Annotated in this window: 28 protein-coding genes; 12 read left to right on the top strand and 16 right to left on the bottom strand. The window is 67.8% G+C overall.

Going from position 1 to position 25847, the window contains the following annotated elements; translation table 11 throughout:
• Together GVV77_RS17005 and GVV77_RS17000 are read right to left on the bottom strand one after the other, a co-directional pair.
• Positions 1-563 (bottom strand): aconitase family protein (locus tag GVV77_RS17005; protein WP_281350607.1); only part of this gene is annotated, 563 nt, incomplete at its 3' end.
• Between the two features lie 271 nt (positions 564-834).
• Positions 835-1098 carry a YegP family protein gene (locus tag GVV77_RS17000; protein WP_159620395.1) on the bottom strand — a complete coding sequence of 88 codons (264 nt, stop codon included), beginning with the start codon at positions 1096-1098 and terminating at the stop codon, positions 835-837.
• Between the two features lie 106 nt (positions 1099-1204).
• Between GVV77_RS17000 and GVV77_RS16995 the strand changes: the two genes are divergently transcribed.
• Positions 1205-1681 (top strand): very short patch repair endonuclease, encoded by a 477-nt coding sequence (locus tag GVV77_RS16995; RefSeq protein WP_159620393.1) that lies wholly within the window; start codon positions 1205-1207, stop codon positions 1679-1681.
• Positions 1682-1740: 59 nt separating this feature from the next.
• A complete protein-coding gene (locus GVV77_RS16990) occupies positions 1741-1986 on the top strand; it encodes a hypothetical protein (protein ID WP_159620391.1) in 246 nt (81 codons plus the stop codon).
• Positions 1987-2062: 76 nt separating this feature from the next.
• Here the strand turns inward: GVV77_RS16990 and GVV77_RS16985 are convergent, their stop codons facing one another.
• Complete coding sequence (locus tag GVV77_RS16985) at positions 2063-2821, bottom strand: SDR family NAD(P)-dependent oxidoreductase (RefSeq protein WP_159620389.1); 759 nt, start codon at positions 2819-2821, stop codon at positions 2063-2065.
• Positions 2822-2990: 169 nt separating this feature from the next.
• On the opposite strand from GVV77_RS16985, the gene fdhA reads away from it, so the two are divergent.
• On the top strand, positions 2991-4208 hold the full coding sequence (gene fdhA / locus GVV77_RS16980; protein ID WP_159620387.1) for a formaldehyde dehydrogenase, glutathione-independent: 1218 nt from the start codon (positions 2991-2993) through the stop codon (positions 4206-4208).
• A 185-nt stretch (positions 4209-4393) separates the two neighbouring features.
• Here the strand turns inward: fdhA and GVV77_RS16975 are convergent, their stop codons facing one another.
• A complete protein-coding gene (locus GVV77_RS16975) occupies positions 4394-5245 on the bottom strand; it encodes a S1 family peptidase (RefSeq protein ID WP_159620385.1) in 852 nt (283 codons plus the stop codon).
• 207 nt (positions 5246-5452) lie between these two features.
• A complete protein-coding gene (locus tag GVV77_RS16970; RefSeq protein WP_159620383.1) occupies positions 5453-5923 on the bottom strand; it encodes an acyl-CoA thioesterase in 471 nt (156 codons plus the stop codon).
• 468 nt (positions 5924-6391) lie between these two features.
• On the opposite strand from GVV77_RS16970, the gene GVV77_RS16965 reads away from it, so the two are divergent.
• From GVV77_RS16965 to GVV77_RS16950, 4 genes are all read left to right on the top strand, one after another.
• Complete coding sequence (locus GVV77_RS16965) at positions 6392-7084, top strand: transglycosylase family protein (protein WP_159620381.1); 693 nt, start codon at positions 6392-6394, stop codon at positions 7082-7084.
• 172 nt (positions 7085-7256) lie between these two features.
• Entirely contained in the window at positions 7257-7466 is a 210-nt protein-coding gene (locus GVV77_RS16960; RefSeq protein WP_133402829.1) for a dodecin, read from the top strand.
• 121 nt (positions 7467-7587) lie between these two features.
• The gene (locus GVV77_RS16955) at positions 7588-8619 is read left to right on the top strand and encodes an LLM class flavin-dependent oxidoreductase (protein ID WP_159620379.1); all 1032 of its coding nucleotides are present in this window, start codon (positions 7588-7590) and stop codon (positions 8617-8619) included.
• A gap of 96 nt (positions 8620-8715) precedes the next feature.
• Positions 8716-9150: an arsenate-mycothiol transferase ArsC gene (locus tag GVV77_RS16950; RefSeq protein ID WP_159620377.1), complete on the top strand. Its 435-nt coding sequence runs from the start codon at positions 8716-8718 to the stop codon at positions 9148-9150.
• A 33-nt stretch (positions 9151-9183) separates the two neighbouring features.
• Here GVV77_RS16950 and GVV77_RS16945 read toward each other — a convergent pair whose 3' ends face one another.
• From GVV77_RS16945 to GVV77_RS16935, 3 genes are all read right to left on the bottom strand, one after another.
• Positions 9184-9825, bottom strand: coding sequence for a hypothetical protein (locus GVV77_RS16945; protein WP_159620375.1), 642 nt, complete (start codon positions 9823-9825; stop codon positions 9184-9186).
• A gap of 150 nt (positions 9826-9975) precedes the next feature.
• A complete protein-coding gene (locus GVV77_RS16940) occupies positions 9976-10743 on the bottom strand; it encodes a hypothetical protein (protein ID WP_159620373.1) in 768 nt (255 codons plus the stop codon).
• A gap of 320 nt (positions 10744-11063) precedes the next feature.
• On the bottom strand, positions 11064-11963 hold the full coding sequence (locus GVV77_RS16935; RefSeq protein WP_159620371.1) for an SDR family oxidoreductase: 900 nt from the start codon (positions 11961-11963) through the stop codon (positions 11064-11066).
• Positions 11964-12059: 96 nt separating this feature from the next.
• On the opposite strand from GVV77_RS16935, the gene GVV77_RS16930 reads away from it, so the two are divergent.
• Genes GVV77_RS16930 through GVV77_RS16920 form a run of 3 tightly spaced genes read left to right on the top strand, consistent with a single transcriptional unit; the run spans position 12060 to position 15029 of the window.
• Positions 12060-13187 carry a type III polyketide synthase gene (locus GVV77_RS16930; RefSeq protein WP_159620369.1) on the top strand — a complete coding sequence of 376 codons (1128 nt, stop codon included), beginning with the start codon at positions 12060-12062 and terminating at the stop codon, positions 13185-13187.
• Entirely contained in the window at positions 13184-13903 is a 720-nt protein-coding gene (locus tag GVV77_RS16925; RefSeq protein WP_159620367.1) for a class I SAM-dependent methyltransferase, read from the top strand. Before GVV77_RS16930 ends, GVV77_RS16925 begins: the two co-directional genes overlap by 4 nt.
• Entirely contained in the window at positions 13896-15029 is a 1134-nt protein-coding gene (locus GVV77_RS16920) for an FAD-dependent oxidoreductase (protein WP_159620365.1), read from the top strand. Before GVV77_RS16925 ends, GVV77_RS16920 begins: the two co-directional genes overlap by 8 nt.
• An 18-nt stretch (positions 15030-15047) precedes the next feature.
• Here GVV77_RS16920 and GVV77_RS16915 read toward each other — a convergent pair whose 3' ends face one another.
• Positions 15048-15680: an FMN reductase gene (locus GVV77_RS16915; protein WP_133402821.1), complete on the bottom strand. Its 633-nt coding sequence runs from the start codon at positions 15678-15680 to the stop codon at positions 15048-15050.
• Between the two features lie 178 nt (positions 15681-15858).
• Complete coding sequence (locus GVV77_RS16910) at positions 15859-16401, bottom strand: hypothetical protein (protein WP_159620363.1); 543 nt, start codon at positions 16399-16401, stop codon at positions 15859-15861.
• Between the two features lie 140 nt (positions 16402-16541).
• Here GVV77_RS16910 and GVV77_RS16905 point away from each other — a divergent pair, with 140 nt between their 5' ends.
• Positions 16542-16880 (top strand): DUF3140 domain-containing protein, encoded by a 339-nt coding sequence (locus GVV77_RS16905; protein WP_246199883.1) that lies wholly within the window; start codon positions 16542-16544, stop codon positions 16878-16880.
• A gap of 9 nt (positions 16881-16889) precedes the next feature.
• Here the strand turns inward: GVV77_RS16905 and GVV77_RS16900 are convergent, their stop codons facing one another.
• From GVV77_RS16900 to GVV77_RS16885, 4 genes are all read right to left on the bottom strand, one after another.
• Positions 16890-17096 carry a hypervirulence associated TUDOR domain-containing protein gene (locus tag GVV77_RS16900; RefSeq protein ID WP_133402819.1) on the bottom strand — a complete coding sequence of 69 codons (207 nt, stop codon included), beginning with the start codon at positions 17094-17096 and terminating at the stop codon, positions 16890-16892.
• Positions 17097-17169: 73 nt separating this feature from the next.
• Positions 17170-18861, bottom strand: a complete 1692-nt coding sequence (locus GVV77_RS16895) for a thiamine pyrophosphate-binding protein (RefSeq protein ID WP_159620361.1) — start codon at positions 18859-18861, stop codon at positions 17170-17172.
• Positions 18862-19848, bottom strand: coding sequence for an agmatinase (gene speB, locus GVV77_RS16890; protein WP_159620359.1), 987 nt, complete (start codon positions 19846-19848; stop codon positions 18862-18864).
• A gap of 150 nt (positions 19849-19998) precedes the next feature.
• Positions 19999-20577 (bottom strand): helix-turn-helix domain-containing protein, encoded by a 579-nt coding sequence (locus tag GVV77_RS16885; RefSeq protein ID WP_159620357.1) that lies wholly within the window; start codon positions 20575-20577, stop codon positions 19999-20001.
• Between the two features lie 205 nt (positions 20578-20782).
• On the opposite strand from GVV77_RS16885, the gene GVV77_RS16880 reads away from it, so the two are divergent.
• On the top strand, positions 20783-22354 hold the full coding sequence (locus GVV77_RS16880; protein WP_159620355.1) for a sodium:solute symporter family protein: 1572 nt from the start codon (positions 20783-20785) through the stop codon (positions 22352-22354).
• A 116-nt stretch (positions 22355-22470) separates the two neighbouring features.
• Here the strand turns inward: GVV77_RS16880 and GVV77_RS16875 are convergent, their stop codons facing one another.
• Positions 22471-23898, bottom strand: a complete 1428-nt coding sequence (locus GVV77_RS16875; RefSeq protein WP_159620353.1) for an AI-2E family transporter — start codon at positions 23896-23898, stop codon at positions 22471-22473.
• Positions 23895-25628 carry a long-chain-fatty-acid--CoA ligase gene (locus GVV77_RS16870; RefSeq protein WP_159620351.1) on the bottom strand — a complete coding sequence of 578 codons (1734 nt, stop codon included), beginning with the start codon at positions 25626-25628 and terminating at the stop codon, positions 23895-23897. Before GVV77_RS16870 ends, GVV77_RS16875 begins: the two co-directional genes overlap by 4 nt.
• Positions 25629-25847 lie beyond the last annotated feature (219 nt).

Here is a 25847-nt window from a genome sequence, read left to right as displayed (position 1 = left end):
ACCGTGCGGGCCAGGTACTCAAGGTTCACCTGGTGCACAATGCCCATCCCCGGGGGCACCACCTTGAAATCATCAAACGCGGTCTGGCCCCAGCGCAGGAACTGATACCGCTCCCCATTGCGCTGATACTCGATCTCCATGTTGCGCTCCAGCGCCCCGGCATTGCCGAACACATCGATCTGCACCGAATGATCAATCACCATCTCCGCCGGCGCCAACGGATTCACCTTCTTCGGATCCCCGCCAAGCTCGGCCACCGCCTCACGCATCGTGGCCAGGTCCACCACGCACGGCACCCCGGTGAAGTCCTGCATGATCACCCTCGCCGGAGTGAACTGAATCTCCGTATCCGGCTCCGCCTCAGGATTCCACCCGGCCAGGGCCCGCACATGATCGGCGGTGATATTGGCCCCGTCCTCGGTCCGCAGCAGATTCTCCAACAACACCTTCAGGCTGAACGGCAGCTTCTCCGCACCCTCCACCGCCCCCAACCGGAAAATCTCATACGACGTACCGGCGACATCGAGAACGCCCTTTGAACCAAATGAATCCGCGGCAGTCATGACCATCGCTCCTTATTGCATTGCGTGAAAAGTTAGTATGCGGCCCAGTCTAGCTTTCGAACCGAGGGAATGTATACATTCGTACACACCAGCGCGCCGTCAAGGACCGCGGGCGGGATCCGGCTGCCACCGGCGGCCGCCAGGACCGGGCGCAGCACGTCGGAGGTTTCTGCGCGGGAGGCCGCGAAAGGGGACCGGGATAAGGCACTAGTTCTCGGCCGGAGAGCTCGCGGGGGGTTTCGGAAGCTCGCCGGAGGTAAGACATGAGGGGTCAGGCGCGGCGGATCTCGCCGACGTCGGCGGCCAGTTCGGCGGTTGCACTTCGCAGGAAGTCCTCCTGGACGAGCTCCTCGCCGCGGCTGTGATCCACGATGGGCCCGGTTCCAGCGATCTCACGGATCAGTTCGATTCCGGAAATCGCTTCCTGCTTGGTGGCGAAGAAAGTTGAAACGGCGACGAGGGAGCCGTCGGGGGCCGTGAGTTTTACCCGGAATCCACCGTCGTGAGCGTCGACCAGTTTGAAGTAGCCAGCCATGTTCTTACCTCCTTGTAAGGGGCCTATTTTCCACCTAGCGGTGTTCAATAATAAGCACACTTAGGGCCCCTTGGCTCATCGGGGAGCGGCACCCTACGATCGGAGGATGGCCGACACCGTCAGCCGCGAACAGCGCAGCCGCAATATGTCCCGGATCCGGGGAAAGAACACCCAGCCCGAACTTGTGGTGCGCCGCCTGCTTCACCGCGCCGGGTACCGGTACCGCCTCCATGGAGCCACCGCGGGAGGCCCGCTTCCCGGACGCCCGGATCTGGTCTTCGCAGGGCGCCGCAAAGTGGTTTTTGTCAATGGCTGTTTCTGGCATTCCCACTCCTGCCGTGCCGGCCAGCGCGCCCCGTCAACCAACTCCGAGTTCTGGGCCGACAAGCGGGAGCGCACCCGCCTGCGTGATCAGCGCCAGCAGGAGGCGCTGCGCGCCCAGGGCTGGCAGGTCTTCATTGCCTGGGAGTGTCGGCTCAAGGAATCCCCTTCGGCCCTGGAGGAACAGCTGAGGGCATTCCTCGAAGCCCCGCCGGGCTCTCCGCCCGGCGGGGGCGAACCCAGCCCGCCGGAGCCCGCGTAGGCTGGCCGGAGGACGACGGCCCAGCAGCGGCCGGAGCATTCAACAGGAGGAGGACACCCATGACGGATTCCAACGGCACCCGGGAGCCGGCCGGCGATCGGCGGGAGAACGTCCTTGAGCCGGAGGCCGGAACCGGCACCGCCGGCGGCCCCGGAGCCAACATCCGGGAGCAGCAGGGGAACTCCGCCGGGGGCATGGTGCCCGCTAGCTTCACCGGCGGTCCCGGATCCGGGGACCCCGGTCCGGACCGCCATCCTGAAGACGCGGCGGACGCCGACGTCGATACGTGGGACAGCGAAGGCTGAGCCCCCCGCGCGGGGCGCAGCGGAGCGCGGGCGGGCTCTGGCCTCAGCGGCCCTGGCTGCGGAGCCGGTGCCTTTCTCAGCGACCCCGGCTGGCGAGACCCGCCACCAGGCGTGACGGCATTGCGCGGGCGATGCCGGCGAGCACCTTATACTTCACGCTGGGTATCGAGACGGCCTTGCCGGCCGCGGCATCGCGGAGTCCCTCGGCGATGACCTGCTCGGCATTGAGCCACATCCAGGCCGGAACGGTTGACTTGTCGAGGCCCATCCGGTCGTGGAACTCGGTATGGACGAAGCCCGGGCATAAAGCCGTCACGGTGATGCCCTCCCTGCCGTAGGCGAGGTTGGCCCACCGGCTGAAGCTGATCATCGCAGCCTTCGCCGCTCCGTAGGTGCCCCGCGGAACGAAGCCGGCGACGCTCGCCACGTTGATGATGTGCCCGCTGCCCCGCTGCCGCATACCGCCGAGCACCGCATGGGTCAGGGCCAACGGAACCTCGACATGGATCCGGAGATGACGCCGCTCCTCCTCGAAGGAGTTTTCGGCGAACGCCTGCCGCAGACCGTACCCGGCATTGTTGATGAGCGTGGTGATGGGCATCGCGTCCCCCGTGAGCCTCGCCGTCACCCGGTCCAGCCCGCCGTCTTCGAGCAGGTCGGCCGGCAGGACCTCCACGGTCACGCCATGCGCCCGCCGCAGGCGGCGGGCGGCATCTTCGAGGCGTTCGGCGTCGCGGGCGACGAGCACGAGATTGGAGCCGCGGGCGGCCAGCGAACGGGCGAACTCGGCACCCAGGCCGGCGGTCGCGCCGGTAATCATAGCGGTCGAAGTCATGGGCCTTACTGTGCCCTTTTCTGCAACGCTGATGCAACCTTCACCCCGTTAGTTTGATGCCGGGCCAGCCCCCCGGCCAACGACGGATTGGACAGGCTGAGAGGCAGGTTCCAGCGGGAATGACCCGGTCATCGATGATCGGGCCAACTGTCAAGGGAAAGGGAAAACCATGACCACGAACAGGGCTGTCGCTTACAAAGGGCCCGGCAAGGTCGAAGTGATCGATACCGAATACCCCACCTTTGAGCTGAAGGACGGGCCCGGGGTCAACCCAGCCAATGTCGGCAGGGCGGTTCACCACGGCGTCATCCTCAAGACGGTGGCGACGAATATCTGTGGCTCGGACCAGCACATGGTCCGGGGCCGCACCACCGCACCGGTGGACCTGGTCCTCGGCCATGAGATCACCGGCGAGGTTGTCGAGGTGGGCCGGGACGTCGAATTCATCAAGCAGGGAGACATTGTCTCGGTGCCCTTCAACATCGCCTGTGGGCGGTGTCGGAACTGCAAGGAGGGCAAGACCGGCATCTGCCTGAACGTGAACCCGGACCGCCCCGGCAGCGCCTATGGGTATGTCGACATGGGTGGTTGGGTCGGCGGCCAGGCGGAGTACGTGCTGGTGCCCTACGCGGACTGGAACCTGCTGAAGTTCCCGGACCGCGACCAGGCCCTGGAGAAGATCCTCGACCTCACCATGCTGTCGGATATCTTCCCCACGGGGTTCCACGGTGCGGTGACCGCGGGGGTAACTGTCGGTTCGACCGTGTACATCGCGGGGGCGGGGCCGGTCGGGCTTGCCGCGGCGGCGAGCGCGCAACTGCTCGGTGCCGCCGTCGTGATTGTCGGCGACCTCAATGAGGACCGGCTGGCGCAGGCCCGCAGCTTCGGCGTGGAGACCGTCGATGTCTCCAAGGGCGATCCCCGGGACCAGATCGAGCAGCTGCTCGGTGTGCCCGAGGTCGACTGCGGCGTCGACGCGGTGGGCTTCGAGGCTCGAGCCCATGGCTCGAAGGACGCCGGTGAGGCACCGGCGACGGTACTGAACTCGCTGATGCAGATCACCGCCGCCGGCGGCGCACTCGGCATTCCGGGGCTCTATGTCACAGGGGACCCGGGCGGCATCGACGAGGCGGCCAAGGTCGGCTCGCTCTCGCTCAGCCTCGGCACCGGGTGGGCCAAGTCGCTGGCCTTCACCACCGGGCAGTGCCCGGTGATGAAGTACAACCGGCGGCTCATGATGGCGATCCTGCACGACAAGGTCCAGATCGCCAAGGCGGTCAACGCCAAGCCGATCGGGCTGGATGAGGCCCCCCAGGGCTACCAGGAGTTCGACGCCGGCGCTGCCACGAAGTACGTGCTCAACCCCAACGGGTACATCGCGGCCTGATCCGCGGCACCGGGCTTTCGCTCACGCGATGGCCCTGGCGTCTCCCGTTCCGGCCGGCGCTGCGCCGGCCGGAACGGCTGCCACCAACAGCCCTTAGCCAGACCCCGGCGCTCCGGGCACGGCAACGGCCCCTCCCACCGGCTTTCGGCCAGCGGGAGGGGCCGTGTTGTTTTCCGGCCCGTCCCTTACAGGTAGAGATCCAACCAGTCCTGCGCCATGGGGATGTCGACGCGCTGGTAGCCGCCGAGGTAGCGGCAGTTTGCCGTGTAGCCATAGCTGGTCACCGCAACCAGGTAGCCGTCGCGGAAGACGGGGCCGCCGGAGTCCCCAAAGCAGGTCCCCCCACCGCCCCGGTTGTCGTTGGGGTTGCCCTGAAGCTGGAGGATCTGCGGCGTGAGCTTCTGGCCGGGTGAGGTTGTGTTGCGGCGGATCAGCGGGTAGCTCATTGGCTGTGGCTTCTGTGGTCCGCTCTCGGGCTTGCGCACCTCGGTGCCGTAGCCGACAAGTTCGAAGATCGTCGAGTTGAGGCGGGGCTGCCCGAACCGGTCGAGGTAGTTCAGTGGAGCGAGCGTTGCGGGGGTGACGCCGGTGACCGGCTTCTCGAGCACGACGACTCCCACGTCGTTCCAGTTGGCCAGGTCGGTGAAGCCCGAGTATTCGGGGTGCGTGGATGCTTTGCCCCAGAGGTAGCCGGCCGCCTCAAGCTCTCCGGGGGTGTAGCCGGCGCTTGGGACGGCCGCGGCAGGCAGCGGTGATGGCGGCGCTTCGGCGATGACCGGGTCGAAGGTGACGAGCGTGACGCCTGCGGTTCCCTCGGTGCAGTGAGCTGCCGTCAACAGAACGGTCGGCGAAATGAGGGTGGCCGAGCAGCGGTACCGCCCACCGTCCGCTCCGTAGAAAACGATCAGGCCCACATTGGGATGGTCGTCGCCGTCGGGTTCGCCGCCGGTGATTGCCGGTGCCGGAAGGGCACCGGCGATGGTGAGCGAAAGGGTGGTCACCAGCAGGAGGGCCAATCTCCTGAAGAAGCGTTTCATTCTGCTGTCCTTTACGGGTGGAAGGGAAACACGCGGACTCGTTAACTGATGGCTCGATGAATCGAACTGCCAGTCGCGAGACACCGCCCCTCCATCCGGGCAGGCTGTTCGCTTCGGGCGAAATCATCATGCTTCTGCGGCCGATGGACCGTCAAGGAATTTTGGGCTGCGGGCGGCAAGGCGTTTGCCCACCCGTCGGCTGCGGCCTCAGGTGAAGACCGGTGCGGCGCGGTGGGGCTCAAGGAGGCGCCGGTGCTCGGCGTCGAGTCGCACGAGCTGCCCCTTCTCGACGAGCAGGAACGCGAGGACAGTCTCGGCCTTGGCGCATACGGCCCGGCTCTCCGGGTCGCGGATCAGGTAGGAAAGTGTGAGGCTGGCAGGAGTGAGCCCACTGACCCAGACGTCGATGACGGCGGGGATATTCCGGTAGTCAAGCGGGGCGGTGTAGCGGACGCGGTGCTCCACGACGAGGGCCTGGACGCCGGGTTCGAGTGAGGAGAACAGTTCGATCTGCGGCGCCCTGCCCGGCAGCCCCGTGCCCGCGGGCGGCCCGAAGGCGGCAATGCGGGCTTCTTCGAGGATTCGAAGCACCTGGACGTTGTTGATATGGCCATAGGCGTCCATGTCGCCCCACCGAAGCGGGACGTGGCAGGTGAGGGCCTGGGGTGGCGATTCCATGACTCCGTTCTACAGCATCACTCAGCACCCTCCGGGGGCCGCAGTGATGAACCTCACCCCGGACGCACTTTTCGCCGCCTCCAGCGGGTTCGACGCTCCACCGCGCCCTCCTGTTGGCAACAAATAGGGCCCTTTTCCTCCCCGGAACGGAGTTACTGGGCGGTAGTGTGACAGACATTTTGACTGAACGCCAGCGTTAGTTTGCACAGTCTTTCAAATGTCAATCACCGTTGCATCTCAGTTTGGCAACGATCAATTTATGGCCTACCGTGGTGGAGGTTCCCCGCCCTGGGGAATGAGACTCGCTGCCGACGTTTGAGCAGCTGCATATGCCCGGTGCCGCCATCACCACATGCTGCTCGTCCGGCGGTTACCTAACCATGACCTCTATATCGTCAAGGTGAGCAGCGGTACTGAGACGTCCGGGGACGGAACGAGTACTGGTGGCCTTTGGGAGCATCAATCCTCATGAAGAATTCCACACTTAGCCTTAACGCACGTCGCGGCCTCGCCGCTGTTGCCCTTGCCGGCCTTGGCCTCGGCGCTTCGGCCGGTGCGGCCACCGCCGCTCCCGCCAGCGACTGGGACGCCCTCGCACAGTGCGAGAGCGGCGGCAACTGGGGCATCAACACCGGCAACGGCTACTCCGGCGGGCTGCAGTTCTCGCCCAGCACCTGGGCCGCCTACGGTGGAAGCGGCTCCGCAGCCGACGCCAGCCGCGAGCAGCAGATTGCCGTCGCCGAGCGTGTGCTCGACGGCCAGGGCTGGGGCGCATGGCCCTCCTGCTCCTCCCAGCTTGGCCTGAACAGCGCGGCCAGCCCCGGTGCAGTCCCTGCTCCCGCCCCGCTGCAGGTCCAGCAGGCCCCCGTGGTCCAGGCCCCCGTCGTCGCACCGGCTCCCGTCGCCCAGGCGCCGGTCGCCCAGGCACCCGCCGTCGCACCGGCTCCCGTCGCCCAGGCACCTGTTGCCCAGGCACCCGCCGTACAGGCTCCCGCCCTCAGCGGAGAGACCTACACCATCCAGTCCGGTGACACCCTCAGCTCCATCGCCGACAAGCTCGGCGTTGCCGGCGGCTGGCAGGCCCTGTTCGCTGCCAACGCTGACACGGTCATCCACGCAGACCTCATCTTCACCGGCAACGTGCTTCAGCTTCCCGCCTAAGCACCACGCCCGGGCATCGCGCCCAACCTCAAGAACCCCCTGCCTCCTGTCGAGGCAGGGGGTTTTTGGGTTGGCCGGGTCCTCCGCGGGCTCTGGACTGCGGTGCCGGCTCGTAATAGTGTTGCGGCCATCCAGCGGCGCCGCCGCGCATCCACATCGTCGAGGAGGACTCATGGCCGGGCACACTTACCGCGTAACGGAGATCGTTGGCAGCTCGCCGGACGGCTCGGATGCAGCAGTGCGTAACGGGATCGCCCGCGCGGCATCGACACTTCACAACCTCGACTGGTTCGAGGTGAAGGAGGTCCGCGGGCACCTCGTCGACGGCGCGATCGCCGACTGGCAGGTGACGATGAAGGTCGGTTTCCGCCTCGACGACTGAGCCCCTCCGCCTTCCTGGCCGGGGCGCGCCCCGGGCTGCTGCGGGGAATGGTGGCGCCGCTGACGGCGTTATGCCCCCTGCGGCACCTCCCGGGCCGCGTCGGCCTATTACAGGAGCACTCATGGCGAAGGAACTCGAGCTTGGACTGGATACGTTCGGAGATGTCACGTCGGATGCCGACGGCAACCTCGTGCCCTACCACCAGGTGATCCGAAACGTCATTGAGGAAGGGGTTCTCGCGGACCAGGTCGGCGTCGACTTCTTCGGCATCGGAGAGCACCACCGCTCCGACTTCGCCGTTTCCTCCCCGGAGATGGTGCTGGCGACCATCGCCGGCCGCACCCAACGCATCCAGCTGGGCTCCGCAGTGACGGTCCTCAGCTCCGATGACCCAATCAGGGTCTACCAGCGCTTCTCAACGCTCGACGCCGCCTCCAACGGCCGCGCCGAAGTGATCCTGGGCCGGGGCTCCTTCACCGAGTCCTTCCCGCTGTTCGGATTCGACCTCACGAAATATGAGGAGCTGTTCGAGGACAAGCTGGACCTGTTCACTGAGGTCCGCAAGGAAAGGCCCGTTACCTGGAGCGGCCGCACCCGCCCCGAGCTGACGCAGCAACGCGTCTTCCCCACCACCGCCTCCGGTGAGCTGAAGGCGTGGATCGGCGTCGGGGGAAGCCCGCAGTCGGTCGTGCGCGCCGCCCAGTACGGCATGCCCCTGATGATTGCGATCATCGGCGGCCACCCCTCGCGGTTCGAGCCCTACGTCGACCTGTACCACCGCGCCCTGACGCAGCTGGGCAAGCCCCTCCTGCCGGTCGGGATGCACTCCCCCGGCCACGTCGCCGACACCGATGAGCAGGCCCGCGAGGAGCTGTGGCCCAACTTCGAGATCATGAGGAACCGGATCGGTGCCGAGCGCGGCTGGGGTCCGACAAGCCGCGCCGAATTCGACTCGGAGATCGAGGGTGGCTCCCTGTACGTCGGCTCACCCGAGACGGTGGCGCGCAAGATCGCCGACACGGTGAAGATGTTGAAGGTCGACCGGTTCACGCTCAAGTACGGCTCCGGCCCGATGACGCACGAGTCGCTGATGCGTAATGTTGAGCTGTACGGGACGAAGGTTGTTCCGATGGTCAGGGACATGCTGGCCTAAGGGCGCCGGGGCCGCTGCGGGCCCGGCGGGTATGCCAACGGCCGATCTGCTGGTTTACTTCGGTGTAGCGGATCGGCCCGAGCAAAGGCGGAGCACATGGCGGGGACAACCGGAACCAAGCCCACGGTTCTCTTCGTCTGTGAGTTCAACTCGGCGCGGTCCCAGATGGCTGCCGCGTTCCTCACCCGTTTTGCCCAGGGCCGCGTGGAGGTCCACTCGGGCGGCCCCCACCCGGCGGACCAGGTTGAGAACTCCGCGGTTGAGGCCATGGCCGAGGTGGGGGTGGACATTTCCACCCGGGTTCCCCGGCTGCTCACCCACGACATGGTGATGGCCTCGGATGTGGTCATTACCCTGGGGTATGCCGACCAGGAGCCGAACTTCCCGCATCTGAGGCACGAGGATTGGCCCGTGGAGGACCCGGTGGGCCGGGATGAAGCGACGGTCCGCCGGATCCGCGACGAGATCAAGGGCAGGGTACAGCAGTTGATCACCGAACTGCTGCCTGGGCGTCACGTCGACGCCCAGTAGGACCTCGCGCACGCGGTCCCGCCCACCGGGGCGTCAGGAGCAGCTCGTGCGGTCGATCTCGATCTCCAGCTTGTGCGCCACGTCGTAATCGCGTTCGGATGAGGCGAACCGCACCCGGATGTTTTCCGCGGTGCCGTTGTCCACGCCCTCCTCAAGGGCCACCGCCACGACGATATTGATGTGAGAGTCGGGTGTGAAGCGGTACCCCTTGGCGGGGACCGGGTCCACCAGGAAGGTGCTCGGCTCCGCCGGCTCGGTCGATGGTGCTGCCGAGGCACCGTGTCCGGAGTGGCCCGCGTCGGCCTCCGCCCCATGGTGGCCGTGGCCTTCCTTGTTGGCCGGCGTGATTTCCGCCGAGACCATCCGCAGCCCCTCGGGAGCCCCGAGGGCGATCTCCCCGAACGTGAACTCCTCAAGGGTCGGGTTGTGAAGCATGACCGTGTATTCCTGGAAGCTCTCCTTTGGCTGGACTCCGCAGAGTTTCGCCCCGTCCACTCCGATATTGAGTGGGTCCTCCCCCTTGACCGTGCCGGCCGGGTCGCCTTGCACGGAGCCGGCGGGAACCTCCCGGGCGGCGTTGACGTCGAGTGGGTTTTCCTCGGTGACGCCGCAGCCTGAAAGGAGCACCGTCAGGAGGAGCGCGGCTCCAGCGAGCCGCCTGGGGGTCTTTCTCATCGTCATAGCACTCTTCCGTGGTCGGGGCCTCCGCCACCCCGCCGGAGGAGCGGCCATGCTCTGAAACGTATTCGGAGCCCGGGCCCTGCCGGTTGGGTGCCGGAGGGCCGGAACTGCCGGGGGCGTCGAAGGAGCGCGGCCCGAGGCGGGCTATTCGTAGAGGATATACTCCGGCTGTGGGACCAGGGCGAGGACCTCCGCCGGGGTCATCAGCGGCCCGTGCGCGGCGTCCTCCTCGAAGAAGAGCTTGAAGCCGGGGCGGATGCTGGCCGGCAGCCCGGCGGTGAGCAGCGCGTACGCCTCGGTCTTTGAGCCGGCGCTGCCGATCCCGTCGGCGCTCTTGATCACCTCGACCCCGGGATGCTCGGTGATGGCAGCTTCGTTGGGGACGACGCCCACGGCCACCTGGTGGAAGATCAGGGCCTTCTGCGGCAGCGCCTCGCGGGCGACGAGCCCATTCAGCCACGTGGCGATGGCCTCGATCTCCTCCCCCGCCGTGGAGCCGTACACGGCTCCGGGGAGCTGCTGGTCGGTGATGTCCCACTCCGGATCCAGCGCCAGGCCGACGTCGGGTTCCTTCAGCCACTTCTCGAGGCGCTTCACCTCCTCGGTCATGGATGAGCGGCCCGGCTGAATGTTCAGCAGCAGGATGCCGTCGTGGCGGCGTGCGGCCTCGAGGTACTGCCGGATCGTCTCGTCCGGGGTGGAGGTTCGGTAGGTTCCGTCCGGCCCAGGCTCGGCCTGCACCACGACGGTGATCAGCTCAAGCACGGGCAGGACCTTGCGCCCCGCCGCGAAAGCGGCGCCCTGGGTTTCGATTTCGGTGATCCGCTCGTCGAGGTCCCCGATCCCCAGCCGTCCCAGGCCAGGCGATGAGGGGTGGCCGCTGTAACCCACGAGGCGGTAGGCCGGGAACAACTCCGATCCCCCGCGCGGCAGTTCCTTGGGCCGGGGCGCCGCGGGCGACGGCGGGGGATCGCCGTCGCGCCCGTTTCGGCGGACGTGGGGGCCGGCGATGCGTGCGCTCCCCGGGTGGCCGGAGGCTCTTCCCCGCCGGGCCCGGCGGGTGCGCCGGGAGCCGCGGCGCACCCCGCGAGGACGACGGAAAAGGCCAGCAGCGCGGTGGCCACCGAGGCGCCGCGGCCTGGGAAAGGTGCCATGGATGTGCCTCCGGCAGGGGGTGGGGATGGGTGCTTCCAGCCTAGCCGGGCGCCGGGTTGCACCTTCTCCGCCCCGCCCTAGGCGAGGTGATTTCCGCCGGTGACGCCCAGCACTTCCCCGGAGACGTACCGGGCGTCATTCGAGGCGAGGAAGACGAAGGCCCCGGCCAGCTCCGCCGGCTGGCCCATCCGCCCCAGGGGGGTGTCCTCGCCGAAGGTCTCAAGTTTCTCCGGCGTCGTCGTCGCAGGCTGCAGCGGCGTCCAGACGGGGCCGGGGGCGACGGCGTTCACCCGGATGCCCTGCTCGCCCAGCAGTTCCGAAAGACTGAAGGTCAGGCTGTTCAGCGCCGCCTTGGTCGCCGCATAGTCCATCAGGGAAGTCGAGGGGTGGTAGCCCTGGATGGAGGTGGTGTTGATGATCGAGGCACCCGCGCCGAGGTGCGGCAGGGCCGCCTGGATCATCCAGACCGTCCCGTAGACGTTCGTCTCGAAGGTCCGCCTCAGCTGCTCGGTCGGAATGTCGGCAATCCCACCGGGCTGGGCGATGTGGAACCCGGCGTTGTTCACCAGCAGGTCAAGGCCACCGAACTCCGCGACGACGCGCTCCACCGCGGTCCGCGCATAGTTTTCGTCGCGGAGGTCCCCGGGCAGGGCGAGCGCCTTCCGGCCTTCGGCCTCGATCAGTTCGATGCAGCTGCGCCCGTCCTCTTCCTCCTCCGGAAGGTACCCGATGGCGACGTCGGCCCCTTCCCGCGCGTAGGCGATGGCGACGGCACGCCCGATACCCGAGTCACCGCCGGTGATCAGGGCCCGGCGCCCGGCCAGCCTTCCGGTGCCGCGGTAGGTGTCCTCGCCGTGATCGGGCCGCGGGTCCATCTGCTCGGTGAAGCCGGGATAGTCCTGAAGGTCGGTCGAGGCCTCCTCCTTGGGCCCGCGGGGGTCATCCTGCTCGAGGGGATGCGCGTTCGGGTTCGACATGCTGCACTCCTTACCGGTCGGTTCGTTCCCTGCTGAGGCAGGAATACTAAGCCTACTGTCATTGTGTTCTGCGTGTGAGTCCCCTAAGAATGGACTATGACAGTGATGCTGAGGTCCCTTGAAACAGCCGTGCCCGCCACGGTCATGGTGCAGAGCCAGGTGCGGGACGTGTTCGCGGCGCAGCCGGACCTGACCCGGCTCGGGACCCGCCTGGTGGGAGCCGCCTTCGACTCCTCCGGCATCGACACCCGCTACACGGCGGTCGAGGAACTGACGCTCGACAGCACCGCCGAGAACCCGGTCTTCTTCGATTCTCGGGAGATGCGGATCCTGAGCCCCAGCACCAAGACCCGCAACGCGGTGTACGCCGAGGAGGGAAGCAAGCTCTTCATCGAGGCCGCCCGCAGGGCCCTTGAGGCCGCGGACGGCGTCGAGGCGGCAGATGTCACCCACGTCGTCACCGTCTCCTGCACGGGGTTCTTCAATCCCGGCCCCGACTACAAGGTGGTGCGGGCCCTAAACCTCAGCCCCGCCGTCCAGCGGTACCACCTCGGCTTCATGGGCTGCTACGCGGCGTTTCCTGCCCTGCGCGCGGCCAAGGCCTTCTGCGAGGCCGACCCCAAGGCTGTGGTCCTGGTGGTCAGCGCCGAGCTGTGCTCCCTGCACGTCCGATCCTCGAACAACCCCGACACCATCGTCGGCTCCTCCCTTTTCGCCGACGGTGCCGCAGCCGCCATCATCACCGCGCGGGAGCTGCCGCTGACCGGCCCCGTCCTGAGCCTTGACCACTTCGAAACGGTGCTCACGCCGGTGGGTGAGGAATCGATGGCATGGAACATCGGTGATGAAGGCTTCGAGATGGTCCTTGGCACCTATGTGCCCCACATCATCGACGAGAACATCGTCTCGGCCCTCGAGCCCCTGCTGGCCCACGACATTTCCCTCGAGGGCAAGGCCTACTCGGACATTGAACACTGGGCGATCCACCCGGGCGGCCGGAGCATCCTCGACAAGGTCGAGGCCAAGCTCGAACTCACGACCGACCAGCTGGCACCGGCGCGGGAAATCCTGCGCAACTTCGGCAATATGAGCAGCGCAACGGTGATGTTCGTGTTGAAGAACATCCTCGACCAGCCCTCCTCCGGCGGCAACGGCCGGGTCTGCTCGATGGCCTTCGGGCCCGGCCTTACCGTGGAGACGGCTCTCCTCACCAAGATCGGATGACCCCCGGCGGATTCCTCCTCCGGCGCGATGCCGGAGCCGTCGAGGAGATGGACAAGCCCGACTGCGACCCGCTCACGCTTGAACGCACCTACTCCCAGTTCGGCCCCGTCAACGCGGTGGTGGCCGGCTGGAGGCACACGTACCGAACGCTCGTGCGCCCCCAGCTTTCCCCCGACCGGGAGAACACGCTGCTCGATATCGGTTCGGGCGGCGGGGATGTTCCCCGGGCGCTGGCCCGCTGGGCCCGCCGCGACGGGCTGGCCCTGTCCGTCACGGCCATTGACCCGGACGGGCGCGCCCACGCCTATGCCACCTCACGCCCGGGGCTTCCCGGGCTGAGCTTCCGCAGGGCGCTGAGCTCCGAGCTTGTCGCCGAGGGTAGACGGTTCACCGTCGTCACCTCGAACCACGTGCTCCACCACCTCGACGCCGGGGCCCTGGCGGGCCTGCTCAATGACAGCGCCCGGCTCGCCGAGCGCCTCGCTGTGCACAGCGACATCGCCCGCAGCAGGATCGGCTACGGCCTCTTCTCGGTGGGGACCCTGCCCCTGCGCGGTTCGTACATCCGCCGGGACGGGCTCACCTCGATCCGGCGCAGCTACACCCCGGCCGAACTCCGGGAGGTCCTGGCGGCCGACCGCCGGCCCGGGTGGAGCGTGGAGAGCGCCGTCCCCTTCCGGAACCTCCTCATCTTCCGGGCCGGCCCGGATGCATGATGTGGTGGTGGTCGGCGGCGGCCCGGTGGGCCTCTACGCCGCCCTTGCGCTGCGGCAGGCCGGGCTGGACGTCGTCGTGGTTGAACGGCGCACTGCGCGCAGCGGGCACTCCCGGGCCATCGGCATCCACCCTCCTGCCCTGGCGGCACTGAAATCTGGGGACGTGTCCGGGGCCCTTCAGGCGCGGGGGGTGCGGATCACCGAGGGAATCGCCCGCAGCGCCGGACGGGAGGTCGCGACCCTCTCCTTCGCCGCCCTCCCAGGGGAGCACCGCTACGTGTTGGCGGTCCCGCAGGCCGTGACCGAGGAGGTGCTTGAAGACCGGCTCGCCGGGCGTTTTCCCGGCACCCTGCGCCGCGGAACCACCGTGACCGGCCTCGTGGAGCGGGACGACCGGGTAGAGATCCACGCCGCGACGCCGGGCGGCGCCGAAGTCTTCGAGGCGCGTCTTGTCGTCGGCGCCGACGGAGCGCACAGTGCCGTCCGGGACTTTGCCGGCATCCGGGCTCCGGGGAGGTCCTACCCCGACTGCTACCTCATGGGCGACTTTCCTGACGGGACCGGCGACGGCGACTCCGCCGTGCTTTACCTCGAAGCCGCAGGCATCGTCGAGTCCTTCCCGCTGCCGGGCGGGGTGCGCCGCTGGGTGGTGCGGCTGGGAGCGCCCGCCGAGCCCGACCCGCACCTGCTCTCGCGCCTCATCGGGCAGCGCACGAGCGTGGCGGTGGACCCGGCAGGGAACACCATGGTCAGCAGTTTCGAGGTGCGTTCCCGGCTGGCCGAGCGGCTTGTCGCCGGCCGGGTGCTGCTGGTGGGCGACGCCGCCCACGAAATCAGCCCCATTGGGGGCCAGGGGATGAATTTGGGCTGGCTCGACGTCGAGGCCCTCGTGCCGCTCATCACGGCACATCTGTGCGACGGCGCCGAGATCGGCCAGCAGCTGGCCCGGTTCAACCGGACCCGGCGCCGGGCCGCGGGCCTGGCGCGGCGCAAGGCCCACCTGAACATGGCCCTCGGGCGGCCCCTGCCTCCCCCGGTACTGGCGGCCCGCAACACGGCCTTCGCGCACCTCTTGTCGCGGCCCGCCGTCTCCTCCGGGATTGCCCGCGCCTTCACCATGCAGTGAGGCAGCGGGCGGCCGGGGCTAGCGGTTGCCCTGGATCTTCGCCAGCAGCTCCTCGAAGGGTGCCGACACCTCGGGCGCCCTGGCCGGCCGGGGGCCGACCGACCCGAGGATCAGTGCCACCAGCTCCTTCGCTGCCCGGCGCGACCTTTGCTCAAGCCCCGGAGCGCCGTCCCCGCTGCCGGCACCCCAGTCCTGCGGTGCGGCGTAGACGGCGGTGGGAACGACGACGGCCCGCAGGTAGCTGAACAGCGGCCGCAGGGCGTGCTCGAGCATCAGCGAATGCCGTGCGCTGCCGCCCGTGGCGCCCAGCAGCACGGGCATCCCCTCGAGGGCCTTGGGGTCGAGGACGTCGAAGAACGATTTGAGCAGCCCGCTGTAGGAGCCGGAGAACACCGGGCTGACAACGATCAGCGCGTCGGCCGCGGCGAGCCGCTCCTGGACCGCGGCGAGAGCCGGCGGGGCGAAACCCGTGACGAGGTGGTTGGCAATATCCAGGGCGAGCTCGCGGAGCTCGATTGTTTCGACCTCGGCGGTGGCGCCGGCCGCCCCAAGGGCCTCAACAGCGGACTCCGCCAGCTGGTCGGCAAGCATCCTGCTTGATGAGGGAACGCCCAAGCCCGCCGAAACCACAACAATTGAAGGTGTAGACACCGGAAAACCCTTCTCGAATTACATACATTTGCATGCACATGACTCAACTCCGGGGACGCCGGTTTCATTCCCCTCCGCGGGAGGCGAACACCTCTGGTGGCTAAACGGCAAGTGGCTCCCCGCGCCATGCGCCGGGAGCCACCTCTTCCTCAGCGCCCCCTGCGGGGCCGCCGGGGGCCTACTTCCTGCCGAAGAATCCGTCGAGCACATTGGTGGGCCGCTGCATCTCACCCTGGTGGGCTGAGAGGACCACAACGGTTCCGCTGACGACGGGGAGCGCCCACTGCAGCATCTTGAGCTGCGACTGGGCCTTGGCGAGCTCATCCGAGGCACCGGGGCGCGGCTCCGTCGCGCCTTCGCCACCCTGTTCAGCCAGTTCGGCGACCTTCTTGCCCATCATGCCTGCGTAGAGGGAAAGCGCCATGCCGGCCACCGTCACGACGCTCTTGATCACCGTATTGGCCCCCACGCCGTCCTGCTTGGCCAGGCGGCCCTTGTTGCCGTAGATCAGCCCGATGCCGCCGACGGCGTGCGCGACGAACGCACCGATCTGCACCGGGGTCCACTTCGCCCATCCGAGGCTTGAGAGGCGTGTTCGCTCGCTGGGGTCCTTTGCTTTGCCGGTGGCGCCGTTCAGCCCCACCGCTCCCATGAGGGTTCCGCCGAACCATGCGGCCGCGCCGAGGTCGTGGGCGGATCGAGCCAGAAGGTTTCCTGCCATGATGTCGTACTCCTTAGTTCTCGAAAATCGACCTACCCTCTACCTTTATCAGCCTGCTTACGATTAAGCTACGGGAAGCCCCGAAAACAGGAAGTACGCGGATGCCGGCACGGGAACCCGCGCGGCGAAGGGAGTGACCGGTGGCAACGAATGGTACGGATCTCGACGCGGTGTGGCCCCAATGGAGGGAATCTGTCAATATGACGGCCGCGGAGCTGAAGAAATGGCTTGACACCGACGAGTCGCTTTCCGTTGGCCAGAAGGACGGCGGGGAATCAGTCGGGCACGCCTCGGGCCGCCGGATCGTAGAGATCCTCGAAACCCGGAAGGCGGACCTGTCGGAGAACGACGTCCAGCACATGGCGAAGGTGGTCGGCTACGTGCACCGGCATCTCGCGCAGACTCCGGGCAAGGACGACCTCGAACACTCGAGGTGGCGTTACTCCCTGATGAACTGGGGCCACGATCCACTGAAGTAGCGGACCGGCCTAGGAGGGCTTACTGAGGGCGCTCTGCTTGTGGGCCGCCTGCTTGCCCGACTTTGCGCTCTCGACGATGTAGTAGGGCTCGTCGGAGGACGCCTTGAACTTCTGGCCGTCAAAGGTGAATTCCTTCTCCCGCTTCTCGACGACCTTGCCCTCGGTCGTCCCCTGCGGTGTGTTCCAGGTGACCTTCTCGCCCTTGCGGAATGACATCGATGCGCCCCTTCTGTCCGGCCTGCGGGTAGGTAAACCCTACCTGCAGGCCGGCGCGCGGCACAGGCCCGGCTCAGTCGGCCAGGTGCGTGGGCGCGAAGAGGCGCAGCAATGTCTCGACGACGACGACGTTCGGCCCCTCGGCCGCGAGGCTCTTCTCGAGGGCCTCCCGGACGTCGGCGGGTGCGACCCTGCGCGCCGGTACGCCGAAGGCCTCGGCGAGCTTCACGAAGTCGGGCCGGGCCAGCTCGGTGGCCGTCGCCTTGCCGAAGGCCCCCTCCATGTATTCACGCAGGATGCCATAGCCGCCGTCATCGACAATGAGCCAGGTGACGGGGAGGTTGTGCTGCTTCGCCGTCGCCAGCTCCGCGATGGAGTACATGGCCGAGCCGTCGCCGGAGACCGCGAGCACCCGCGGCGGCAGGCCCTTGGATTCCAGGCCCACGGCGCCGCCGATGGCGCCGGGGAAGCCGTAGCCGAGGCCGCCGGCGCCCTGTGCCGAGTGGAACTGTCCGTCGCGTGAGTCCCAGCAGCTCCACGCCCAGTAGGCGGAGATGGTCATATCCCAGAAGGTCTGCATCGAGTCCGGCACCGCTTCGCGGATGTCGGCCATGAATTGGCGCTCCATCCCCAGGTCCTGGGCGTCGAGGCGCGCCGAGACCTTGGCGAGGGTCTCGGCGACCAGCGCTGCGGCGTCATAGCCCTCGGTGCGTCCGCGGTCGAGCGTCGGCAGCGCCTCGTCGAGGGCCTTGAGTGCCTGCCCGGCGTCGGCGCGGATGCCGAGGGCCGGGCGGTTCGATTCGAGGACGCGGGGTTCGGCGTCGACCTGGATGATGCGCCCACGCGGTTCGAGGGTGAAGTAGTTGGAGGTGACCTCACCGAGGGAGGAGCCGATGACCAGCAGGAGGTCCGCGTCCTCGAGCACCTCGGTGACGTAGCGGTCCTCGACCCAGGACTGCAGCGACAGCTCGTGGTTCCAGGGGAACGCGCCGTTGCCGCCGGGCGAGCACACGACGGGGGCGCCGAGCTTTTCGGCGATGGAGAGCAACTCAAGCTCGGCCCTGCCGCGGCGCGCTCCGCCGCCGGCAACGATGGCGGGACGCTTGGAGGCGGTGAGCCACTCGATCGCTTCACGGACGAGCTCGACGCGCGGGGGGTTGTCGAACGGCTCGGCGAGGGCATCCTCGACCCGGGGCACCATCACCGGGTCCAACAGCACGTTCTGGGGCACCTCGATCCAGACCGGCCCCTGCGGCGAGGAGACGGCCTCGGTCCAGGCGTCCTGGATTGCGGAGGGGATCCCCGAGGCGTGCTGGATCAGCCGCTGGCTCTTGGTGACGTTCGCCGCCGAGGCCTTCTGGTCGTCGAGCTGGTGGAGCATGCCCTTGCGCCGCGCGCCGAGGCCCTCAAGCGGGATCTGGCTGGCGATCACGATCATCGGGACGCCGGTGGCATAGGCCTCCTGGAGTCCCGCCAGCGAGGTGAGCGCGCCGGGGCCGGTGGAGAGGAAGAGAACGCCGACCTCACCGGTGGCCCGGGAGAAGCCGTCTGCGGCGAACGCCGAATTGTTTTCCACCCGGGACGAGACGAAACGCAGCGGCGAGCGGGACAGGGCGTCGAAGAGCCCGAGGGCGTGCTGGCCGGGGATGCCGAAGACGGTGGTGGCGCCCAGGGCGGTCAGCGTCTCGACGACGAGGTCACCGCCGTTGCGCTGGCCGGTGAGGGGCTGGGGCGGAACTGAGGCGGCGCTGTCGGTGATTTCCATTCAGCTTTCCTTCGAAGGCGGGGTGAGGTTGTCGGCCATGAGGCTGACGAGGTCGTAAGCGACGTGGGAGGCCGCGACGCCGGTGATTTCGGCGGTGTCATAGGCCGGGGCCACCTCGACGACGTCGGCGCCGACGAGGTTGAGGCCGCGCAGCCCCCTCAGGATCTCAAGGAGTTCCCGGCTTGTCATTCCGCCAGCTTCGGGGGTGCCGGTGCCCGGGGCGTGGGCGGGGTCGAGCACGTCGATGTCGACCGAGACATACAGCGGCCGGTTCCCGATGCGGTCCCGCAGCCGGGCGATGACCTCGTCGACCCCCTGGCGGAACACATCGGAGGAGGTGACGATACCGAAGCCGAAGCGCCGGTCGTCCTCGAGGTCCTTCACGCCGTAGAGGGGTCCGCGCGTCCCGACGTGCGAGATGGCCTCAGTGTCGAGGATCCCCTCCTCGACGGCCCGCCGGAAGGGCGTCCCGTGGGTGTATTCCGCACCGAAGTAGGTGTCCCAGGTGTCGAGGTGCGCGTCGAAGTGGAGCAGCGCCACGGGTGAACCGGCACGCTCGGAGGCCGCCCGCAGCAGGGGCAGGGCGATTGTGTGGTCCCCGCCGAGGGTGACGAGCCGGGTTCCGCCGGCGGTCAGGTCGAGCGCGTTGGCCTGGACCGTCTCGATGGCCTCGTGGATGTTGAAGGGGTTGACGGCCATGTCGCCGGCGTCGGCGACCTGGACACGTTCGAACGGCGAGACGTCGAGCGCCGGGTTGTAGGGGCGCAGCAGACGTGATGCCTCGCGGACGTGGTTGGCGCCGAACCGCGCCCCGGGCCGGTACGAGACGCCGGAGTCGAAGGGAACCCCCACCACGGCGATGTCGGTGCGGTCCACCTGGTCGAGGCGTGGGAGCCGCGCGAAGGTCGCGGCGCCGGAGTAGCGCGGCACGCGGGCCGAATCGATGGGGCCGAGGTGGCCACCTGCCGTAATGCGCAGTTCTTCCATGGGCGTCGTCCGTTCCTCAGCGGTGCGCAGGCGGCACACCGCAAGTTGCTAAATATGCATCAATAGTTTTTCGTAAGGCTAATTGCGCGCCGGGTACCGGGTCAAGGCATGGAGCGTCAATGACGTCGGTGGTCCGACCCCGCCCCCGCCCTACTTCCCCGAGGCCGCCGGCACCAGGGTCCAGAGGATGACGGCGCGGTCCCCCGAGGGGTTGGCCCACGTGTGGGGCTCGCGTCCCGGGAAGGTCACGGTGTCCCCCGCCTGCAGCTCGAAGCGCTCATTGGAGAAGATCAGTTCGAAGGAGCCCTCCACCACGTGCAGGGTCTCCACCTCGCAGTCCACCGAGTACAGTTCGGCCTCCCCGCGCCCGTGCGGCTCGATCACGGCACGGATCATCTGCAGCCGGCGTTCCGAGCGGGCGGTCATCAGCCGCTCGACGATCCCCTCGCCGCCAAGGCTGATCCGGGGGGCGTCCTGCAGGCGGGTCAGGTGGGTTTCGGGGGCCAGGAACAGGTCGCCGATGGAGATCGAGAGGACCTGGCACAGGGTCACGAGCGAGGCTACCGAGGGCGAGGTGAGGTCGCGTTCAACCCGGCTGAGGAAACCCTTCGTGAGCCCAGTCGCCTCCGCCACCTGCTCGATGGTCATGCGCTGGGCCTGCCGGGCTGCGCGGATGCGGGAACCGATCGCCACCGGGGCGTTGGTGGGTTCGACGGGCAGGGCCTTCATGGCAATCCTCTTTCCGCGGGGCATGGGTTGCGGGGACCGAGCTGCTTCCCTGGGGTTGCGGAGACTCGGTTCGAGCATAGCGATCCACCGCGCCGTTCCCCGACCGCAGACCAGTCAACCGCTTGACCTGTGAGCTCCATCACTATAGCCTACTACGAAACAACTGTTGATTAGCATGCAACTTCGACGTCTGCGGGAATGAGCTATGGAATACCTCAATATGACGATAGTGGTTATATATCTGGTGGCCATGCTGGGGTTTGGCTGGTGGGGGAAGTCCCGCACCCGCAATGCCAGCGACTACCTGGTAGCCGGCCGGCGCCTTGGGCCCCTGCTCTACACCGGCACCATGGCCGCCGTCGTCCTCGGTGGCGCCTCAACAGTCGGCGGGGTGGGGCTGGGCTATACCTACGGGATCTCGGGAATGTGGCTCGTCGTCGCCATCGGCACCGGCGTGCTGCTGCTGAGCCTGCTGTTCGCCCCGACCATCCAGCGGCTGAAGATCTATACGGTTTCCCAGATGTTGAGTCTCCGCTACGGCTCGGAGGCGACCAAGGTGTCGGGGATCGTCATGCTCGCCTACACGCTGATGCTCTGCGCCACGTCGACCGGTGCCTATGCGACCATCTTCGTCGTCCTCTTCGGCTGGGACCGCGCCCTCTCCATCGCCATCGGCGGAATCATCGTCGTGATCTATTCGGCGATTGGCGGAATGTGGTCGATCACGCTAGCCGACATGGCCCAGTTCGTCATCAAGACAATCGGGGTCTTCGCCCTGATGCTCCCCTTCTCCCTCTCGGCGGCCGGCGGTTTCGACGGCATCGCCGAGCGGGCCGGATCCGAGTTCTTCAACATCACCGGCATCGGCGCTCAGAGCATCATCACCTACTTCGTCGTCTATACCCTGGGCCTGCTCATCGGCCAGGACATCTGGCAGCGGGTCTTCACCTCCCGCACGCCGGAGGTCGCCCGCTGGGGCGGCGCCACGGCTGGCATCTACTGCATCCTGTACGGCGTCGCCGGAGCGGTGATCGGCATGTCAGCCAGCGTCATCCTGCCCGACATCGCATCGCGGGACGATGTGTACGCCGACATCGCCATCAATGTGCTGCCCATCGGGATCGGCGGCCTCGTCCTGGCTGCCGCCGTCGCCGCAATGATGTCGACGGCCTCCGGCTCGCTGATCGCCGCTGCCACGGTAGCCCGCACCGACGTGCTCCCCTACGTGAGGAGCTGGACGACCCGGAGGGACGCCCGGTCGGCCACAACCGGTACGCGCATCCACACCAAGCCCGCCGGGAACGCCGAGGCACATGATGTCACTGCCAGCAGGTGGTGGGTGTTTGGGCTCGGCGTCACGGCCATCGCCCTCGCCATCGTCGTCCAGGACGTCGTCGCCGCATTGACGATCGCCTACGACATCCTTGTCGGCGGACTTCTTGTCTCGATTATCGGCGGCCTCGTCTGGAAGCGCGGCAACGGCCTCGGCGCCGGGGTCTCCATGGCCGTCGGGACGCTCGTCACCCTCGGCACCATGATCTACCTCGAGGTGAACGCCGAGAACCAGTACGACGGCATCTACGCGAACGAGCCGATCTACTTCGGCCTTGCCGCCTCCGCCTTCGTGTACATCGCGGTTTCCTTTGCAAGCCCGCCCACCAGTCCGGCCGTCATGAGCGCCTGGGAAGACCGCGTGGCCGGCAATGTTCCCGACGATGAGGCGCCGGGCGTCGAAGCGTCCGCCGGCGGGGCATCGGCCCTTCCGGATCGTCCGTAGCCGGATGTAACAGCCCAAGGGCCCCTCCCGCAGCGCGGGAGGGGCCCTTGGTTTTTTCAATCAGCTGTTCGGCCGGCTGTTCAACCGGCGCCGGTCAGTGGGCGCCGGTCAGTGGGTCAGTCGTCAAGGGCGGTGGAGCCGCCGCTGTCCCGGCGGTCCCGCCGCTCCCGCCGGGTCGCAGAGGAAGCAGCCGCGCCGGTATCCTCGGAGCCGTCGCCGTGCGAGCCGGTTCCGGGGGTGCCGGGGGAACCGGCCGTGGCCGGGACCGACGGCTCCTCCGCGAACTGCTTCGAGGATTCCTCGGTCTCCGGGGTGACACCGCGCGACGCGACGCCGGGGCGGTTCTCATCGGAGCGCTTGGCGGCCGCGAGCTCGGCCAGCTCGACGGCCTGGGGGTCGTCCTTGGGGAGAGTGCTCAGGCCGTGCCCGCTCTCATCGAGGGCAGTGGCCTGTTCGGCTTTGACGATTTCCGTATCGGTGATCGCGTCGTCCTCCTCCTGGTTCCACGCCTTGATCGCGGCCCAGGTGACGGCGGCCACCGGCACCGACAGGATGGCGCCGATGATGCCGGCAAGGATGGTTCCGGCGGTCAGGGCGAGCAGGATGACCAGGGCGTGGACGCTCAGCGTGCGTCCCATGACGACCGGCTGGAGGAAGTTCCCCTCGAGCTGGTTCACCACGATGACGACGATGATCACAATCAGCGCCGCAGTGGGACCGTTGGAGACCAGCGCGACCAGGGCTGCGAGGACCCCGGCCAGGGTGGCCCCGACGAGGGGGATGAACGCCCCGATGAAGACGATGACGGACAGTGGAAGGGCCAGCGGAATGCTGAGGACGGCAAGCGCGATGCCGATGAACACGGCGTCGACGAGTGCCACGATGGCCGTTCCCCGGACGTAGCCGCCGAGCACGGCGAGGCTGCTGTAGCCAACCCGGCGGGCCTTCACGAGCCGCTTGCCCTTGAACGCCCGCAGGATGAAGGCCCAGATCTTCTCGCCGTCCTTGAGGAAGTAGAAGAGGATGACGGCCATCAGCAGGCCGCCCGCGATGAAGTTGGTCGCGGCACTCAGGCCGGACAAAGCCCCGGCGCCCGCGGTGCTGCTGGTGGCGAAGTCGACCACCGCGTCCCGGGCCTGCTGGATCTGGCCCGAGTCAACGGGAATCGGGCCGTTCTCGACGAAGGCATAGAGCTGGTCGAAGCCCTGCACGGCGCTGTCGACGAGCTCACCGGCCTGGTTCTGCACGGCGAACACAATGCCGGTGATCAGCCCTCCAAACAGGAGCAGGAGAAGCAGGAAGGAGAATCCGGTGGCCGCGGAGGCGGGCCAGCCCTTGCGGCGGAGCCAGTGCACGAGCGGCACGATGGCCGAGGCAAGGATCAGGGCAAGCAGAATTGGGATCACCACGAGGCGCACCTGGATCAGGGCGTAGACGGTGACCACGGCGAGCAGCAGCATCAGGAGGACCTGGGCAGAGCGCAGGCTGGCCCGGCCAAGGCTGTCCTTCCAGGGATTCGTCGTTTCTGGTGCATTGACGCTCATGGTGCCTGTCTTCCGGTAGGTGTTGTTGGCTTGCTGTTCAGGAGGCTGGTGCGCACCTCGCGCCGCAGAACTTTCCCGATCAAGGACCGGGGCAGTTCGTCGACCGCGAAGATGCGGCGGGGAACCTTGTAGGCGGCCAGACCGTCCCGGCAGCGCTTGCGGAGGGATTCCTCGTCGAGCTCCGCTCCGTCGGCCATCACGACGGCAGCGACGACGTCCTCCCCGCCGCCGGGCCGTGGCAGGCCGACAACGGCGGCATCGGTGACCGGGCCGCAGGCTCGAAGGGTGTCCTCCACCTCGGTGGGAGCCACGTTGAAGCCCCCGGTGATGATCAGTTCCTTGATCCGGTCGACGATGCTGACGTAGGAGTCGGCGTCGACGCTCACAATGTCGCCGGTGCGGAACCACCCTCCCTCAAGCAGCACGGCATCGGTTTCTTCGGGCTTCTGCCAGTAGCCGGAGAACACCTGCGGGCCACGGATCAACAGTTCGCCGGCCTCTCCGGGCGGCCTCTCCACGTCCGGGCGATCGGGGTCGACGACCCGGATGTCGGTGTTGGGGAACGGGACGCCGACGGTGCCCGGCCGCCGGGTGGGGCCGATGGGATTGCCAAGAGCCACCGGGGAGGTCTCGGTGAGCCCGTAGCCCTCAACGAGGTACCCTCCGGTGGCCTTCTCCCAGCGGACCACCGTCTCCGGAGGCAGGTTCATGGCACCGGAGATGGCGAACCGGATGCTCGAGAGGTCGATCCCCCGCTCCTCGGCGGCCGCGGCGAGCCGGTCGTAGATGGGGGGAACCGCCGGCAGGAACGTCGGCGGGCTCTTCCGGACGGCCTGCAGCACGAGGTCGACGTCGAACCGCGGGAAGAGGACAAGCCGCGCCCCGATGCTCATGGCGAAGGTCAGGCACAGGGTCAGCCCGTAGGCGTGGAACATGGGCAGCACCGCGTAGACGACCTCCTCCCCTTCAAGAAGTCCGGGCACCCAGGCACGGCCCTGGGCGGCGTTGGCGAGCAGATTGCGGTGCGTCAGAACGGCGCCCTTGGGGGTTCCCGTGGTGCCGCTGGTGTATTGGATGACTGCGGTGTCGCCGGACGCGGGCCGGGGATGCCCCTGATCCAGCGGCGGGGATGCCAGCAGCCCTTCCCAGCGGTGGAGAGGGTGCGGCCCGGTGAGTTTTTCCGACGGGGTCAGGGCGGACCGGGCGCGGCGGGCGGCGGGAAGCGGCAGATTCAGTGCGAGGCGCTTTCCGGCCGGCAGCGCGCGGGTGAGGTCGACCGAGACGATCGCTTCGAGCCCGAGGTCCTGTGGGAGCCGCTGGACCTGCGGAACCACCTTGTCCCACACCACGGCGACCTTCGCGCCGTGGTCCTCGAACTGGTGGCGCAGTTCCCGGTCGGTGTAGAGCGGGTTGTGTTCAACGACGATCGCCCCGAGCCGGAGCACGGCGTAGAAGGCGGCGATGTGCTGCGGGCAGTTGGGAAGGACGAGGGCCACGCGGTCCCCTGCTGTGACTCCGAGCCGGCGCAGCCCTTCGGCGATGCGCAGGACGTCGGCACCCAGCCGGCCGTACGTGGTCTCCGATCCGAAGAACTCGAGCGCCGTGCGGTCCTCGTGGCGGGCTGCTGCGGATTCGAGCAGGTCGAACAACGATCCGTCCGGGACCTCGATCTCGTGTGGCACGCCGGGCGCGTAGCGCGCCGTCCACGGACGGGAGAACTCCGATTTCATAAGCCTGCTTCCTGTTTTGACCCTGCTGACTCTACCGTGCCGCACTGGCGTCACGGTAGCGCCCCCTGTGTATTCTCGACGATCCGGTGCGCGGATTGGTGCTTCCCCGCCGCGCCGCCGAGAAACGGCGCATCGGGACAACCAGCCCACCGGTCGAAAACACGTCGGGCGCGGACACGTTAGACTGTCGGCAGCGAAGGGGAGTAGCTCCGCGGCCGG

The sequence above is a fragment of the Arthrobacter zhaoguopingii genome (assembly GCF_009828605.1).
GTDB lineage: Bacteria > Actinomycetota > Actinomycetes > Actinomycetales > Micrococcaceae > Arthrobacter_D > Arthrobacter_D zhaoguopingii.
Note: the sequence above shows the minus strand (reverse complement) of the source record. Positions and strands in the feature narration are given on the sequence as shown.